The sequence below is a fragment of the Streptomyces sp. NPDC001157 genome (genome assembly GCF_053598255.1).
In genome coordinates, this window is record NZ_JBSFJW010000012.1 from 181,564 (window position 1) to 197,347 (window position 15,784).

The 15,784-nt window shown below is 69.3% G+C and carries 14 protein-coding genes; 12 read left to right on the top strand and 2 right to left on the bottom strand.

The window, feature by feature from the left end; translation table 11 throughout:
• Positions 1 to 63: 63 nt before the first annotated feature.
• From pdxS to ACWDAG_RS22965, 11 genes are all read left to right on the top strand, one after another.
• Positions 64 to 975 carry a pyridoxal 5'-phosphate synthase lyase subunit PdxS gene (pdxS, locus tag ACWDAG_RS22915; RefSeq protein ID WP_123963898.1) on the top strand — a complete coding sequence of 304 codons (912 nt, stop codon included), beginning with the start codon at positions 64 to 66 and terminating at the stop codon, positions 973 to 975.
• A gap of 13 nt (positions 976 to 988) precedes the next feature.
• The gene (gene pdxT / locus ACWDAG_RS22920; protein WP_450697404.1) at positions 989 to 1,588 is read left to right on the top strand and encodes a pyridoxal 5'-phosphate synthase glutaminase subunit PdxT; all 600 of its coding nucleotides are present in this window, start codon (positions 989 to 991) and stop codon (positions 1,586 to 1,588) included.
• A 65-nt stretch (positions 1,589 to 1,653) separates the two neighbouring features.
• A complete protein-coding gene (locus tag ACWDAG_RS22925; RefSeq protein ID WP_344405749.1) occupies positions 1,654 to 2,406 on the top strand; it encodes a YebC/PmpR family DNA-binding transcriptional regulator in 753 nt (250 codons plus the stop codon).
• Positions 2,407 to 2,530: 124 nt separating this feature from the next.
• Positions 2,531 to 3,070, top strand: a complete 540-nt coding sequence (ruvC, locus tag ACWDAG_RS22930; protein WP_099927474.1) for a crossover junction endodeoxyribonuclease RuvC — start codon at positions 2,531 to 2,533, stop codon at positions 3,068 to 3,070.
• Complete coding sequence (ruvA, locus tag ACWDAG_RS22935; RefSeq protein WP_450697405.1) at positions 3,067 to 3,672, top strand: Holliday junction branch migration protein RuvA; 606 nt, start codon at positions 3,067 to 3,069, stop codon at positions 3,670 to 3,672. The genes ruvC and ruvA overlap by 4 nt, the downstream gene beginning before the upstream one ends.
• 34 nt (positions 3,673 to 3,706) lie before the next feature.
• On the top strand, positions 3,707 to 4,777 hold the full coding sequence (gene ruvB / locus ACWDAG_RS22940) for a Holliday junction branch migration DNA helicase RuvB (protein ID WP_450697406.1): 1,071 nt from the start codon (positions 3,707 to 3,709) through the stop codon (positions 4,775 to 4,777).
• A 187-nt stretch (positions 4,778 to 4,964) separates the two neighbouring features.
• The gene (gene yajC / locus ACWDAG_RS22945) at positions 4,965 to 5,453 is read left to right on the top strand and encodes a preprotein translocase subunit YajC (protein WP_450697444.1); all 489 of its coding nucleotides are present in this window, start codon (positions 4,965 to 4,967) and stop codon (positions 5,451 to 5,453) included.
• Positions 5,454 to 5,587: 134 nt separating this feature from the next.
• The gene (secD, locus tag ACWDAG_RS22950) at positions 5,588 to 7,363 is read left to right on the top strand and encodes a protein translocase subunit SecD (protein WP_450697407.1); all 1,776 of its coding nucleotides are present in this window, start codon (positions 5,588 to 5,590) and stop codon (positions 7,361 to 7,363) included.
• A gap of 1 nt (position 7,364) precedes the next feature.
• Positions 7,365 to 8,483, top strand: coding sequence for a protein translocase subunit SecF (gene secF / locus ACWDAG_RS22955; protein ID WP_450697408.1), 1,119 nt, complete (start codon positions 7,365 to 7,367; stop codon positions 8,481 to 8,483).
• Entirely contained in the window at positions 8,480 to 9,019 is a 540-nt protein-coding gene (locus tag ACWDAG_RS22960; RefSeq protein WP_450697409.1) for an adenine phosphoribosyltransferase, read from the top strand. Before secF ends, ACWDAG_RS22960 begins: the two co-directional genes overlap by 4 nt.
• Positions 9,020 to 10,075: 1,056 nt before the next feature.
• Positions 10,076 to 12,610 (top strand): RelA/SpoT family protein, encoded by a 2,535-nt coding sequence (locus tag ACWDAG_RS22965; RefSeq protein ID WP_450697410.1) that lies wholly within the window; start codon positions 10,076 to 10,078, stop codon positions 12,608 to 12,610.
• Positions 12,611 to 12,685: 75 nt separating this feature from the next.
• Here ACWDAG_RS22965 and ACWDAG_RS22970 read toward each other — a convergent pair whose 3' ends face one another.
• Together ACWDAG_RS22970 and ACWDAG_RS22975 are read right to left on the bottom strand one after the other, a co-directional pair.
• Entirely contained in the window at positions 12,686 to 13,915 is a 1,230-nt protein-coding gene (locus tag ACWDAG_RS22970) for a DUF349 domain-containing protein (RefSeq protein WP_450697411.1), read from the bottom strand.
• 135 nt (positions 13,916 to 14,050) lie between these two features.
• Positions 14,051 to 14,905 (bottom strand): peptidylprolyl isomerase, encoded by an 855-nt coding sequence (locus ACWDAG_RS22975; protein ID WP_450697412.1) that lies wholly within the window; start codon positions 14,903 to 14,905, stop codon positions 14,051 to 14,053.
• Positions 14,906 to 15,072: 167 nt separating this feature from the next.
• Here ACWDAG_RS22975 and ACWDAG_RS22980 point away from each other — a divergent pair, with 167 nt between their 5' ends.
• Complete coding sequence (locus tag ACWDAG_RS22980) at positions 15,073 to 15,780, top strand: MBL fold metallo-hydrolase (RefSeq protein ID WP_450697413.1); 708 nt, start codon at positions 15,073 to 15,075, stop codon at positions 15,778 to 15,780.
• Positions 15,781 to 15,784 lie beyond the last annotated feature (4 nt).

Consider the following 15,784-nt stretch of genomic DNA (forward strand, 5'->3'; position numbering starts at 1 on the left):
CTGGCCCACTCACGTTTCCTCGGTGCTTGCAGAAGCCCTCTTTCACTTCAGTGAGGTCAACCCGTGTCCAGCACGCTCTCCGAAAACCAGGCCCCCGAGACCGGCACCGCGCGCGTGAAGCGCGGAATGGCCGAGCAGCTCAAGGGTGGCGTGATCATGGACGTCGTCACGCCGGAGCAGGCGAAGATCGCCGAGGACGCGGGCGCCGTCGCCGTCATGGCCCTGGAGCGGGTCCCGGCCGACATCCGCAAGGACGGCGGCGTGGCCCGGATGTCCGACCCCGACATGATCGAGGGCATCATCGAGGCCGTCTCCATCCCGGTCATGGCCAAGTCCCGCATCGGCCACTTCGTCGAGGCCCAGGTGCTGCAGTCCCTCGGCGTCGACTACATCGACGAGTCCGAGGTCCTCACCCCGGCCGACGAGGTCAACCACTCCGACAAGTGGGCGTTCACCACCCCCTTCGTCTGCGGTGCCACCAACCTGGGCGAGGCCCTGCGCCGTATCGCCGAGGGCGCGGCCATGATCCGCTCCAAGGGCGAGGCCGGCACCGGCAACGTCGTCGAGGCCGTCCGCCACCTGCGCCAGATCAAGAACGAGATCGCCAAGCTGCGCGGCTTCGACAACAACGAGCTGTACGCCGCCGCCAAGGACCTGCGCGCCCCGTACGAGCTGGTCAAGGAGGTCGCCGAGCTCGGCAAGCTCCCCGTGGTGCTGTTCTCCGCCGGCGGTGTGGCCACCCCGGCCGACGCGGCCCTGATGCGCCAGCTCGGCGCCGAGGGCGTCTTCGTCGGCTCCGGCATCTTCAAGTCCGGCGACCCGGCCAAGCGCGCCGCCGCCATCGTCAAGGCGACCACCTTCTACGACGACCCGAAGATCATCGCGGACGCGTCCCGCAACCTCGGCGAGGCCATGGTCGGCATCAACTGCGACACCCTCCCCGAGGCCGAGCGCTACGCCAACCGCGGCTGGTAAGGCACTGGATCACATGAACACCCCCGTCATAGGTGTCCTGGCTCTCCAGGGCGACGTACGGGAGCACCTCATCGCCCTGGCCGCGGCCGACGCCGTGGCCAGGCCGGTGCGGCGCCCCGAGGAGCTCGCCGAGGTGGACGGCCTCGTCATCCCCGGCGGCGAGTCCACCACCATCTCCAAGCTGGCCGTACTCTTCGGCGTGATGGACCCGCTACGCGCGCGCGTGCGTGACGGAATGCCCGTCTACGGCACCTGCGCGGGCATGATCATGCTCGCCGACAAGATCCTCGACCCGCGCTCGGGCCAGGAGACCATCGGCGGCATCGACATGATCGTGCGCCGCAACGCCTTCGGACGGCAGAACGAGTCCTTCGAAGCGGCGGTCGACGTCCGGGGCGTCGAGGGCGATCCTGTAGAGGGCGTCTTCATCCGCGCCCCCTGGGTGGAGTCCGTCGGCGCCGAGACCGAGGTGCTCGCCGACCACGACGGCCACATCGTCGCGGTCCGCCAGGGCAACGCGCTCGCCACGTCGTTCCACCCGGAACTGACCGGCGACCACCGCGTGCACTCCCTGTTCGTCGACATGGTGCGCGCGAACCGGACAGCGGAGTAACGCCGGAGTCCTTGTAGGATCTCTGGCGTTCGTTCATAGATGGGTTACGCGAAGGAGACAGGCAGATGTCCGGCCACTCTAAATGGGCCACGACGAAGCACAAGAAGGCCGTGATCGACGCCAAGCGCGGCAAGCTCTTCGCGAAGCTGATCAAGAACATCGAGGTCGCTGCGCGTATGGGCGGTGTCGACCTCGAAGGCAACCCGACGCTGTACGACGCCGTGCAGAAGGCCAAGAAGCAGTCGGTGCCGAACAAGAACATCGACTCCGCGATCAAGCGCGGCGGCGGTCTCGAGGCCGGTGGCGCCGACTACGAGACGATCATGTACGAGGGCTACGGCCCGAACGGCGTCGCGGTGCTCATCGAGTGCCTCACCGACAACCGCAACCGCGCCGCCTCCGACGTCCGCGTCGCCATGACCCGCAACGGCGGCAACATGGCCGACCCGGGCTCCGTGTCGTACATGTTCAGCCGCAAGGGCGTCATCATCGTCCCCAAGGGCGAGCTGACCGAGGACGACGTCCTGGGTGCCGTCCTGGATGCGGGCGCCGAGGAGGTCAACGACCTCGGTGAGTCCTTCGAGGTCATCAGCGAGGCCACCGATCTGGTCGCGGTCCGCACCGCCCTCCAGGACGCCGGGATCGACTACGACTCCGCCGACTCCAGCTTCGTGCCGTCCGTCCAGGTCGAACTGGACGAGGAGGGCGCCAAGAAGATCTTCAAGCTGATCGACGCGCTCGAGGACAGCGACGACGTGCAGAACGTCTTCGCCAACTTCGACGTCAGCGACGAGGTCATGGAGAAGGTCGACGCGTAACGCTGCCGCGAACGAAGCGGTTTCGGCGGGCCGGTGGGACAACACGTCCCACCGGCCCGCCGCCGTTGTCGGTGGCAGCGGCTAGCCTGGCGTGGAAGTCGAAGATCACTGAGGGGAGGGGCGCGTGCGGGTGTTGGGGGTGGACCCTGGGCTCACGCGATGCGGCGTCGGCGTGGTCGAGGGGGTCGCGGGCCGGCCGCTCACCATGGTGGGCGTCGGTGTCGTACGTACGCCCGTGGACGCCGAGTTGGGGCAGCGCCTCGTCGCCATCGAGCAGGGCATCGAGCAGTGGCTGGACGAACACCGGCCCGAAGTCGTCGCCGTGGAGCGGGTGTTCAGCCAGCACAACGTACGGACCGTGATGGGCACCGCCCAGGCCAGCGCCGTCGCCATGCTGTGCGCCGCCCGCCGCGGCCTCCCCGTCGCCCTGCACACCCCCAGCGAGGTCAAGGCCGCCGTCACCGGCAGCGGGCGAGCGGAGAAGGCTCAGGTCGGCGCCATGGTGACGCGTCTGCTCCGGCTCGACGCACCCCCGAAACCGGCCGACGCGGCCGACGCCCTCGCGCTCGCCATCTGCCACATCTGGCGCGCCCCCGCCCAGAACCGACTCCAGCAGGCGGTCGCCCTGCACGCAGCCAACGCAACGAAAGGCCGTACGGCATGATCGCCTTCGTGAGCGGCACGGTCGCCGCACTCGCCCCCGACGCCGCCGTGGTCGAGGTCGGCGGTGTCGGCATGGCCGTGCAGTGCACGCCGAACACGCTCTCCACGCTCCGTCTCGGCCAGCCGGCCAAGCTCGCCACCTCCCTGGTCGTACGGGAGGACTCGCTGACGCTCTACGGCTTCGTGGACGACGACGAGCGCCAGGTGTTCGAACTGCTGCAGACGGCCAGCGGAGTCGGCCCGCGGCTGGCGCAGGCGATGCTGGCCGTGCACACGCCGGACGCCCTGCGCCGGGCGGTGTCCACGAGCGACGAGAAGGCCCTCATCGCCGTCCCGGGCATCGGCAAGAAGGGCGCCCAGAAGCTGCTGCTGGAGCTCAAGGACCGGCTCGGCGAGCCGATCGGAGCCCCGGTGGTCGGCGCCCCGGTCACCCAGGGCTGGCGCGATCAGCTGCACGCCGCCCTCATCGGCCTCGGGTACGCCACCCGAGAGGCCGACGAGGCCGTGTCCGCCGTAGCACCGCAGGCCGAGGCGGCCGGGGGCACGCCCCAGGTCGGTCAGCTGCTGAAGGCGGCCCTGCAGACCCTCAACCGTGCCCGCTGACCCACCTGCGCCACCCCAGTGAGGAGAGATCTCAGTGAACTGGGACGACCCGACCGACGCCCCCGGCCCCGAGCGGCTGGTGGGCTCTGTCGCCGACCGTGAGGACCAGGCCGTCGAGGCGGCCCTGCGCCCCAAGGACCTGGACGAGTTCATCGGCCAGGAGAAGGTCCGTGAGCAACTCGACCTGGTCCTGCGCGCCGCACGCGCGCGTGGCGCCACCGCCGACCACGTGTTGCTCTCCGGCGCCCCGGGCCTCGGCAAGACCACCCTGTCGATGATCATCGCGGCCGAGATGGGCGCCCCGATCCGCATCACCTCCGGCCCCGCCATCCAGCACGCAGGCGATCTCGCCGCGATCCTCTCCTCCCTCCAGGAGGGCGAGGTCCTCTTCCTCGACGAGATCCACCGCATGTCCCGGCCCGCCGAGGAGATGCTGTACATGGCGATGGAGGACTTCCGCGTCGACGTCATCGTCGGCAAGGGCCCCGGCGCCACCGCCATCCCGCTCGAACTGCCCCCGTTCACGCTGGTCGGCGCCACCACGCGCGCGGGACTGCTGCCGCCCCCGCTGCGCGACCGCTTCGGCTTCACCGCACACATGGAGTTCTACGAGCCCGCCGAACTGGAGCGCGTCATCCACCGCTCGGCGAACCTGCTCGACGTCGAGATCCAGGCCGAGGGCGCCGCCGAGATCGCCGGCCGCTCCCGCGGCACACCCCGTATCGCCAACCGCCTGCTGCGCCGGGTGCGGGACTACGCCCAGGTCAAGGCCGACGGAATCATCACGCGGGACATCGCGGGAGCCGCGCTGAAGGTCTACGAGGTCGACGCCCGCGGCCTGGACCGCCTCGACCGCGGCGTCCTTCAGGCACTGCTCAAGCTGTTCGGCGGCGGCCCCGTCGGCCTGTCCACGCTCGCGGTCGCGGTCGGGGAGGAGCGCGAAACCGTCGAGGAAGTCGCCGAGCCCTTCCTGGTCCGGGAGGGCCTGCTCGCCCGCACCCCGCGCGGCCGGGTCGCCACGCCTGCCGCATGGGCGCATCTCGGCCTCACTCCGCCCCGCTCCGCCACTGCCGGAAACGGACAACAGGACCTGTTCGGGACGTGATGCCTTTGTGACGGCGCGGGCATTGGCCGGGTCAGGAACCCAGGTGCCATGCTGAGCGTTGTTCCCTGCGCGGAGACTCGCTTAGACTCCGCCGATGCCGCCTTTGTCGGCGGTATACATACCCCCATCCATGAGGCCGCTCTCCATCGCGGTCGTGCGAAGGAAATTCCGTCCCGTGAATATCACCATGCTCCTCCCGTTCATCGTGCTCATCGGGGCCATGTTCCTCATGACCCGCTCGGCCAAGCGCAAGCAGCAGCAGGCCGCCCAGATGCGCAATGAGCTGCAGCCCGGCAGCGGCGTCCGCACGATCGGGGGCATGTACGCGACGGTCAAGGAGGTCAACGAGGACACGGTCCTCCTGGACGCCGGCCCGGGCGTCGAGCTCCTCTTCGCGAAGAACGCCATCGGTTCCGTGCTCAGCGACGACGAGTACAACCGCATCGTGCACGGCATCGAGCACGACCTGAAGTCCGACTCCGACCTGGTCCCGGACGACGCCTCCTCCCTCACCGAGACCGACGACTCCGCCGACGAAGCTGCCGCCTCCGACGACAAGTCCGTCGACCTCGACAAGAAGGACGCGCCCGAGGAGCCGACCGAAGACACCCCGGCCGCCGAGGCCAAGTCGGACGAAGAGCCGAAGAAGTCCGAGGGCGACTCCGAGGCGAAGTAGTCGCCTCCAGGGGCGCGCGGCCGACCTCGCGCGCCCCGGGGCCGTGCGCATCTCGCACACGGGGATCCCGACACCAGTCATGGCCGACCCCGCGCTGACCCGGCGCGGAGCGGCCCGAGAGGGAGTACGAGAAGGTGGCAGCACCTAAAAAGGGCCGGAGCGCGAGCGCCCAGAGCAAGCCGGGGCGCTCGCTGGCCCTCATTCTGATCGCCATCGTGGCGCTCACCGGCGGAATGTTCGCCTCCGGAAACACCACTCCGCGTCTCGGTATCGACCTGGCCGGTGGTACGAGCATCACGCTCCGGGCGGTCGCAGAGCCGGGCCAGGAGTCCGCGATCAACAAGACCAACATGGACACCGCGGTCGAGATCATGAACAACCGCGTCAATGGTCTTGGTGTCTCGGAGGCCGAGGTTCAGACCCAGGGCAACAAGAACATCATCGTCAACATCCCCAAGGGCACGAACTCCAAGGAAGCGCGGCAGCAGGTCGGTACCACCGCCAAGCTGTACTTCCGCCCGGTGCTCACCACCGAGATCTCCGGCGGCCCCGCGACCAGCCCGTCGCCGAGCGCCTCCACCAGCCCCTCGGGCAAGGCCACGGGCAAGTCCACCGAGAAGGCCACGGGCAAGTCGACCCCGTCCTCCTCCGCGACCCCGTCGGCGACCGCCACCACGCAGGGCCGCGCCGTCACCGGCGCCCTGAAGGCCGGCGCGACGCCGAGCGCCACCGCCTCCGCCGGCGCGAAGACCCCCTCCGCCTCCCCGTCGGCGAGCAGCAGCTCGTCCGGCAACGCGGCGGCCGCCAAGCTGCAGGCGCAGTACACCGCGCTCGACTGCACCAACAAGAAGCAGCGCGCCACCGCAGGCAGGGGCGCCAAGCCCAGCGACCCGACGATCGCCTGCGGCCAGAACTCCTCGGGCCAGTGGCAGAAGTACATCCTCGGCCCCGCCGAGGTCGACGGCACCGACGTCAAGAGTGCCCAAGCCCGCTTCAACACGCAGACCGCCGCCGGCTGGACCGTCACCATGGACTTCACGGGCAAGGGCTCCAAGAAGTTCGGTGACATCACCGGCAAGCTGGCCAAGAACCAGTCCCCGCAGAACCAGTTCGCGATCGTCCTCGACGGCAACGTCGTCTCCGACCCGTCCGTCAACCAGGCGCTGACCGGCGGCAACGCGGAGATCACCGGCAGCTTCAGCCAGCAGGAGGCCCAGAGCCTCGCCAACATGCTGTCGTACGGCGCGCTGCCGCTGACCTTCAAGGAGGACAGCGTCACCACGGTGACGCCCGCGCTCGGCGGCGAGCAGCTGCACGCCGGTCTGATCGCCGGTGCCATCGGCCTCGCACTGGTCGTCATCTACCTGCTGATCTTCTACCGCGGCCTGTCGGTCATCGCGATCCCCTCGCTGCTGGTCTCCGCGATCCTCACCTATGCGCTCATGTCGCTGCTCGGTGAAGCCATCGGCTTCGCATTGAACCTGCCGGCGGTCTGCGGTGCGATCGTCGCGATCGGTATCACGGCGGACTCGTTCATCGTGTTCTTCGAACGGATCCGGGACGAGATCCGCGAGGGCCGCTCGCTGCGCCCCGCCGTCGAGCGGGCCTGGCCGCGCGCCCGGCGCACCATCCTGGTCTCCGACTTCGTGTCGTTCCTCGCCGCCGCGGTGCTGTTCATCGTCACGGTCGGCAAGGTCCAGGGCTTCGCGTTCACGCTCGGTCTGACCACAGTGCTCGACGTGGTCGTCGTCTTCCTGTTCACCAAGCCACTGATGACGCTTCTCGCCCGCAAGAAGTTCTTCTACGGCGGTCACAAGTGGTCGGGCCTCGACCCGAAGGCACTGGGCGCCAAGCCGCCGCTGCGCCGCACTCGTCGTCCCTCCGCCCCCGTCGACCCGAAGGAGGCGTGAGATGTCGAAACTCGGCAGCCTCGGCGCCCGACTGCACCGTGGCGAGGTCGGTTACGACTTCGTCGGCAAGCGCAAGATCTGGTACGGCATCTCGATCCTGATCACCATCACGGCCATCCTGGGCCTGGCGGTGCGGGGCCTGAACATGGGCATCGAGTTCCAGGGCGGTGCCGTCTTCACCACCCCGAAGCACATGACCGCCTCGGTCGCCAAGGCCGAGGGGTACGCGCAGGACGCGTCCGGTCACGACGCGATCGTCCAGAAGCTCGGCGACGGCAGCCTGCGCATCCAGATCGCGGGCATCGACACGGACAAGTCCGACGCGATCAAGGACAAGCTCGCCAAGGACCTGAACGTCAACGCCGAGAACATCAACGCCGACCTGGTCGGCCCCAGCTGGGGTGACCAGATCGCCACCAAGGCCTGGCAGGGCCTGGCGATCTTCATGGTCCTCGTGGTGATCTACCTGGCGATCGCCTTCGAGTGGCGCATGGCCGTCGCCGCGCTGGTCGCCCTGATCCACGACATCACCATCACGACCGGCATCTACGCCCTCGTCGGCTTCGAGGTCACGCCGGGCACGGTGATCGGTCTGCTCACGATCCTCGGTTACTCGCTCTACGACACGGTCGTCGTCTTCGACAGCCTCAAGGAGCAGACGAAGGACATCACCAAGCAGACCCGCTGGACGTTCAGCGACATCGCCAACCGCTCGATCAACAGCACGCTGATGCGGTCCATCAACACCACGGTGGTCGCGCTGCTGCCGGTTGCAGGCCTGCTGTTCATCGGTGGCGGTTTCCTCGGCGCCGGCATGCTCAACGACATCTCGCTGTCGCTGTTCGTCGGCCTCGCGGCCGGTGCGTACTCCTCGATCTTCATCGCCACGCCGCTCGTCGCCGACCTCAAGGAGCGCGAGCCCCAGATGAAGGCGCTCAAGAAGCGCGTCCTCGCCAAGCGCGCCCAGGCCGCGGCGGATGGCGGGCCGCTGGAGACCGAGACCCCGGACGACCGCTACGACGACGAGCCTGAGGACGCCGCTCATGCGGTCGTCGGGCCGCGCAACCAGCCGGCCTCCCGCAACCGCGGCCGCGGGCGTCCCTCCGGGAAGCGCCGATGACCGACATCAAGGAGCTGCTGCTCAGCCGCATTCGTGACGTGGCCGACTACCCGGAGCCGGGTGTGATGTTCAAGGACATCACCCCGCTGCTGGCGGACCCGGCGGCCTTCACGGCGCTCACCGACGCGCTCGCCGAGATCGCCGTGAACACGGGTGCCACCAAGGTCGTCGGCCTGGAGGCCCGCGGGTTCATCCTCGGCGCCCCGGTCGCCGTCCGCGCCGGCCTCGGCTTCATCCCCGTACGCAAGGCGGGCAAGCTCCCCGGAGCAACCCTCGGCCAGGCGTACGACCTGGAGTACGGCTCGGCGGAGATCGAGGTGCACGCCGAGGACCTGTTCGCCGACGACCGCATCCTGATCGTCGACGACGTCCTCGCCACGGGCGGCACGGCCGAGGCCTCCATCCAGCTGATCCGGCGCGCGGGAGCCGAGGTCGCCGGCCTCGCGGTCCTGATGGAGCTCGGCTTCCTCGGCGGCCGCGCCCGCCTGGAACCGACCCTCACCTCAGCCCCGCTGGAGGCACTGCTCACCGTCTGACAAACGGCACGCATCCACAACGAACGGCCGCCCCGGCCCTCCGGGACGGCCGTTCGCACATCTCCCGCCGAACGGCCCTTCCTCCGACGGCCTGCGCCCCGCTCTGCGCCGGGGCATGTGTTGTGCGCCGCCAGCGCCTCCGGCACGCGCCCCCACTGGCCCTTGAATGGTCCGCCTCCGCGTATGCGCCCGGCTTGTGCTCCCCTCAAGGGGCGGACGAGCCTGCGGTTCGTGTGTTCGTCTGCCTTGGCTCCGCGCTTTGGGCGAGCGCTCGGTCTGTGCTCTGCGCCGGGGCATGTTGTGCGCCGTCACCGCTTCCGGCACGCGCCCCGACCGGGCTGTGCAAGGTCGAGCCCCGACAAGGGCCCGGCTCCGTGCAAGCGCCGGGCTTGCGCTCCACGCAAGGCCACGCCGGGCGGACGGCTTGCGCTTCGGTATGGCAAGTCAGCCGCCAGGTGAGCGCGCAGCTTGTGCTCCGCGTGGCCCGCGCTCCCGGCCTGCTTTGCCTGCGCAGGGTGGCGTCTCGTGGGCGTCCGGGTCTCGTTCGTCCTTCGCAGGGCTGCAGGGTGGACGTTTGCTCGGGGGCGTGCTCCGGTGTGGTCGCCCGGCGGCCTGCTCTCCCGGCGCAGGGTTGCGCCCCACGGGCATCCGGGGCCGTCCGTCTTTTGCCGGGCCGGACGGTGGACGTTTGCTGGGGGCAGTGGCTCCGGCGTAGTCGCCCGTCCTGCTCTCCCCGCGCAGGGTTTCGCTCCGCCGGTGCCCATGGCGCGCAACCCTTCTCCCGGCAGGCCGTGCTGCGAAGACCCGCTCCGGTGCAAGCGTCGGTCTGCTCTTCCTGCGCATGGCCCCGCGAGTACACGCATGAGGTAACCCGGCCACCCGCAGGACACCCCCGGATCACCCCGAAGTCGCCCCCCGGAATCCGGCAGCAGCCACTTGTGTTTCTTCGGTAGACCGTCCTCACATTGGCCTGAAGGCGATCCTGCGGCCCAGGATCGCTACCATGGGGTCTCCGGAGCCTGACCGGGGGACCCGGATCGCGCACGAGGAGTCCTCTTGCCAGACGAGGCCCAGCACCTGACCGCCGCCAAGCCCGAGTCCGCCTCGGCCGCCGCGGCCAAGCCAGCGCCGAACGCACCGCACGCGAAGAACGACAGCCGCGGGCCGGTCGAGCACGCCCAGTCCGCGCCCGTCGACAAGTCGGCCGAGCAGTCGCGCCCCAAGCCCGCGCCACCCGAGCGGCCCACGTCCTCCCCTGCGGTCCGCCCCAACACCGGCCAGCCCACCCGCTCCGGCTCCTCCAACCGCGTCCGCGCCCGCCTCGCCCGCCTCGGCGTCCAGCGCTCCAACCCGTACAACCCGGTCCTGGAGCCGTTGCTGCGGATAGTGCGCAGCAACGACGCGAAGATCGAGACGTCGACGCTGCGGCAGATAGAGAAGGCCTACCAGGTCGCCGAGCGCTGGCACCGCGGCCAGAAGCGCAAGAGCGGCGATCCTTACATCACTCATCCGCTCGCCGTGACCACCATCCTCGCCGAGCTCGGGATGGATCCGGCCACGCTCATGGCCGGCCTGCTGCACGACACCGTCGAGGACACCGAGTACGGCCTCGACCAGCTCCGCCGCGACTTCGGCGACTCGGTCGCCCTGCTCGTCGACGGCGTCACCAAGCTGGACAAGGTCAAGTTCGGCGAGGCCGCGCAGGCCGAGACCGTGCGCAAGATGGTCGTCGCCATGGCCAAGGACCCCCGCGTCCTGGTCATCAAGCTCGCCGACCGCCTGCACAACATGCGCACCATGCGCTATCTCAAGCGCGAGAAGCAGGAGAAGAAGGCGCGCGAGACCCTCGAGATCTATGCGCCGCTCGCCCATCGCCTGGGCATGAACACCATCAAGTGGGAGCTGGAGGACCTCGCCTTCGCGATCCTCTACCCCAAGATGTACGACGAGATCGTGCGGCTCGTCGCCGAGCGGGCGCCCAAGCGCGACGAGTACCTCGCCATAGTGACCGACGAGGTGCAGCAGGATCTGCGGGCCGCACGCATCAAGGCGACCGTGACCGGTCGGCCGAAGCACTACTACAGCGTCTACCAGAAGATGATCGTCCGCGGGCGCGACTTCGCGGAGATCTACGACCTGGTGGGCATCCGTGTCCTCGTCGACACGGTCCGCGACTGCTACGCCGCCCTCGGCACCGTGCACGCGCGATGGAACCCGGTCCCCGGCCGGTTCAAGGACTACATCGCGATGCCCAAGTTCAACATGTACCAGTCGCTGCACACGACGGTCATCGGCCCCAACGGCAAGCCCGTCGAGCTGCAGATCCGCACCTTCGACATGCACCGCCGCGCCGAGTACGGCATCGCCGCGCACTGGAAGTACAAGCAGGAGGCCGTCGCCGGCGCCTCCAAGGTGCGTTCGGACGCCCCCAAGGGCGGCGGCAAGGACGACCACCTCAACGACATGGCGTGGCTGCGCCAGCTCCTCGACTGGCAGAAGGAGACCGAGGACCCGGGCGAGTTCCTGGAGTCCCTGCGCTTCGACCTCTCACGCAACGAGGTCTTCGTCTTCACCCCGAAGGGCGACGTCATAGCGCTCCCCGCCGGGGCGACGCCGGTGGACTTCGCGTACGCGGTCCACACCGAGGTCGGCCACCGGACGATAGGAGCGCGGGTCAACGGCCGTCTCGTACCGCTGGAATCGACCCTCGACAACGGCGACCTGGTGGAGGTGTTCACGTCGAAGGCGGCCGGCGCGGGGCCCTCCCGCGACTGGCTGGGCTTCGTCAAATCCCCGCGCGCCCGCAACAAGATCCGCGCCTGGTTCTCCAAGGAGCGCCGCGACGAGGCGATCGAGCAGGGCAAGGACGCCATCGTCCGCGCCATGCGCAAACAGAACCTGCCGATCCAGCGCATCCTCACCGGCGACTCGCTCGTCACGCTGGCGCACGAGATGCGCTACCCGGACATCTCCGCGCTGTACGCGGCGATCGGCGAGGGCCATGTCTCCGCGCAGAACGTCGTGCAGAAGCTCGTCTCCGCGCTCGGCGGCGAGGAGGCGGCCACCGAGGAGATCGACGAGTCGGTCCCGCCGACCCGCAGCCGCAGCCGCAAGCGCCGCTCCAGCGCCGACCCGGGCGTCATCGTCAAGGGCGTCGAGGACGTGTGGGTCAAACTGGCCCGCTGTTGTACGCCCGTCCCCGGCGACCCCATCATCGGCTTCGTCACGCGCGGTAGCGGAGTATCGGTTCACCGCAGCGACTGCGTCAACGTGGAGTCACTGTCCCGCGAGCCCGAGCGCATCCTCGAGGTCGAGTGGGCGCCCACCCAGTCCTCGGTCTTCCTGGTCGCCATCCAGGTCGAGGCCCTGGACCGCTCCCGGCTCCTCTCCGATGTCACCCGCGTCCTGTCCGACCAGCACGTCAACATCCTCTCCGCGGCCGTCCAGACCTCCCGCGACCGCGTGGCCACCTCCCGCTTCACCTTCGAGATGGGCGACCCGAAGCATCTCGGCCATGTCCTGAAGGCGGTGCGTGGCGTGGAGGGCGTCTACGACGTGTACCGCGTGACCTCGGCCCGCAGTAGGTCGTAGAGGTCGTAGAACCGGTCCCACGACGAGAAGGGGCCCGTACCTCGCGGTACGGGCCCCTTCTCCATGCAACAGGCGTCAGCCGCCGAACTCCTGCAGGCCCTTCAGTGCCTGGTCCAGAAGTGCCTGGCGGCCCTCCAGCTCGCGCTCAAGCTTGTCGGCCTTGGCGTTGTTGCCCTGAGCCCTGGCCTGCTCGATCTGGCCCTTCAGCTTGTCCACGGCGGCCTGGAGCTGACCGGTCAGACCCTCGGCACGCGCGCGTGCCTCCGGGTTCGTCCGGCGCCACTCGGTCTCCTCGGCCTCCTGGATGGCCCGCTCGACGGCGTGCATCCGGCCCTCGACCTTCGGCCGCGCGTCCCGCGGTACGTGGCCGATGGCCTCCCAGCGCTCGTTGACCGAGCGGAACGCGGCGCGCGCCGCCTTGAGGTCCGTTACCGGGAGGATCTTCTCGGCCTCCTCGGCCAGCTCCTCCTTCAGCTTCAGGTTCTCCGACTGCTCGGCGTCCCGCTCGGCGAAGACCGAGCTCCGGGCGGCGAAGAACACGTCCTGGGCGCCGCGGAAGCGGTTCCACAGGTCGTCCTCGTGCTCGCGCTGGGCGCGGCCCGCGGCCTTCCACTCCGTCATCAGCTCGCGGTAGCGCGCGGCCGTGGGACCCCAGTCCGTCGAGCCGGACAGCGCCTCGGCCTCGGCGACCAGCCGCTCCTTGGCCTTGCGGGCGTCCTCGCGCTGCGCGTCCAGCGAAGCGAAGTGCGCCTTGCGGCGCTTGGAGAACGCCGACCGGGCGTGCGAGAAACGGTGCCACAGCTCGTCGTCCGACTTGCGGTCCAGCCGCGGCAGCCCCTTCCAGGTGTCCACCAGCGAGCGCAGCCGCTCACCGGCCGCCCGCCACTGGTCGGACTGGGCCAGCTGCTCCGCCTCGGTGACCAGGGCCTCCTTGGCGTTCCGCGCCTCGTCGGACTGCTTCGCGCGCTGCTGCTTGCGCTCCTCACGGCGCGCCTCGACCGTCGCGACCAGCTTGTCCAGCCGCGTCCGCAGGGCGTCCAGATCGCCGACCGCGTGGTGCGCGTCGACCTGCTCGCGGATGTGGTCGATGGCGGTCTGCGCGTCCTTCGCGGACAGGTCGGTGGTCTTCACTCGCTTCTCGAGGAGGCCGATCTCGACAACCAGGCCCTCGTACTTGCGCTCAAAATAGGCCAGCGCCTCCTCGGGGGAGCCCGCCTGCCAGGAACCGACGACCTGCTCGCCGTCGGCCGTACGCACGTACACGGTCCCCGTCTCGTCGACGCGGCCCCACGGGTCGCTGCTCACAGCGCCTCCTCCACATGATGCCTGCAAGGGGCCTCAGTGCCCCCGGGCATCGTCCACAGTTTCGTCACGGCCAACATAGGCGACCGGCGGGTTGCCTGTCCGCATCCCGCGCGACCGAAATTTCGCACTTGACGGTCAGGATTTGCTGACCGTCGCCTTGTTGATCACCACGGTCGCATTGGGTGCCGTGTTCTGCGTCGCGGGGTCGGCGGGCTGGGCGCCCGCGGCGGCAATCTTCTTGAGAACCTTCATGCCCGACGCGGAGATCGTGCCGAACGGGGTGTAGTCGGGCGGCAGCGGACTGTCCTGGTAGACCAGGAAGAACTGGCTGCCGCCGGTGTTGCGGCCCTGCTTCGTCTGCGCGTTGTACTGGTTGGCCATGGCGACCGTGCCCGCCGGGTACACCTGCCCCTTGAGGCTTTTGTCCTTGAGGTTCTCGTCCGGGATCGTGTAGCCCGGACCGCCGGTGCCGGTGCCCGTCGGGTCGCCGCACTGCAGCACGTAGATGCCCTGGGGGACCAGCCGGTGGCACTTGGTGTGGTCGAAGTAGCCCTGGGCGGCGAGGAAGTTGAACGAGTTGACGGTGTGCGGCGCCGCCGACGCCTTCAGCGCGATGGCTATGTCACCGCACGTCGTGGCGAGATCCATCGTGTACTTCGCCGACTTGTCGATGGTCAACGCCGGCTCCTTCTTCCAGCTCAGCTTCTTCACCGAGCCCTTGGCCGGCTTCGCGCACGGGTCGGGCGCCTTGCTGGTCGCGGCGGCACTCGGGGACGTCTGCGAACTCGCGTTGGCCTTGTCGTCGCCCTTGTCGCCCTTGAGTACCCCGGTCGTGTAGAGCGCCACACTGCCGATGACGACCACACCGAGCACCGATGCGATCACGGAGTTGCGCATGCGCGCCTTGCGCCGCGCGGCCGTGCGCCGCTGCTGCTGGCGCAAGAACTTCTCCCGGGCGAGCTGCCGCTTGCGCTGTTCCTGGGTGACCACCGGGTTCTCTCCTCATGCGTCTCGTACGTCGACCGGTACGCGTGTGTCTTGTGAGCCGACCGCCTGCGTGTGCCCCGTACCGTATATGGGTTCGCTGAGGAATCGGCAGCGCCGGTAGGCTCTGAGGTCAGCAGCAGCCGCCCGTATCGACACAACGAAGGACGATCGTGCTCATTGCCGGGTTCCCCGCCGGGGCCTGGGGGACGAACTGTTATCTCGTCGCCCCCGCCGCCGGTGAGGAGTGCGTGATCATCGACCCGGGCCATCAGGCCGCCCAAGGAGTCGAGGAAGCGCTGAAGAAGCATCGGCTCAAGCCCGTCGCGGTCGTCCTCACCCATGGCCACATCGACCATGTGGCCTCGGTCGTCCCGGTGTGCGGCGCGCACGACGTACCGGCCTGGATCCACCCCGAGGACCGCTACATGATGGCGGACCCGGAGAGGGCGCTCGGCCGCTCCATCGGCATGCAGCTGATGGGCGAGCTGACGGTGGGGGAGCCCGACGACGTCAAGGAGCTGACCGACGGCGCGAAGCTGGCGCTCGCGGGTCTGGAGTTCTCCGTCGCGCATGCGCCCGGCCATACCAAGGGGTCGGTGACCTTCCAGATGCCCGAGACCACGGAGATCCCCTCTGTGTTCTTCTCCGGGGATCTGCTCTTCGCCGGCTCCATCGGACGCACCGACCTGCCCGGCGGTGACATGGCCGAGATGCTCGACTCGCTGGCCCGCGTGTGCCTGCCGCTCGAGGACTCGACCGTGGTGCTGTCCGGCCACGGCCCCCAGACGACCATCGGCCAGGAGCGCGCCACCAACCCGTATCTGCGGCAGGTGGCCGCCGGCCTCGGGAGCGTGGACGCTCCCCGACGAGGAATGTGACGAG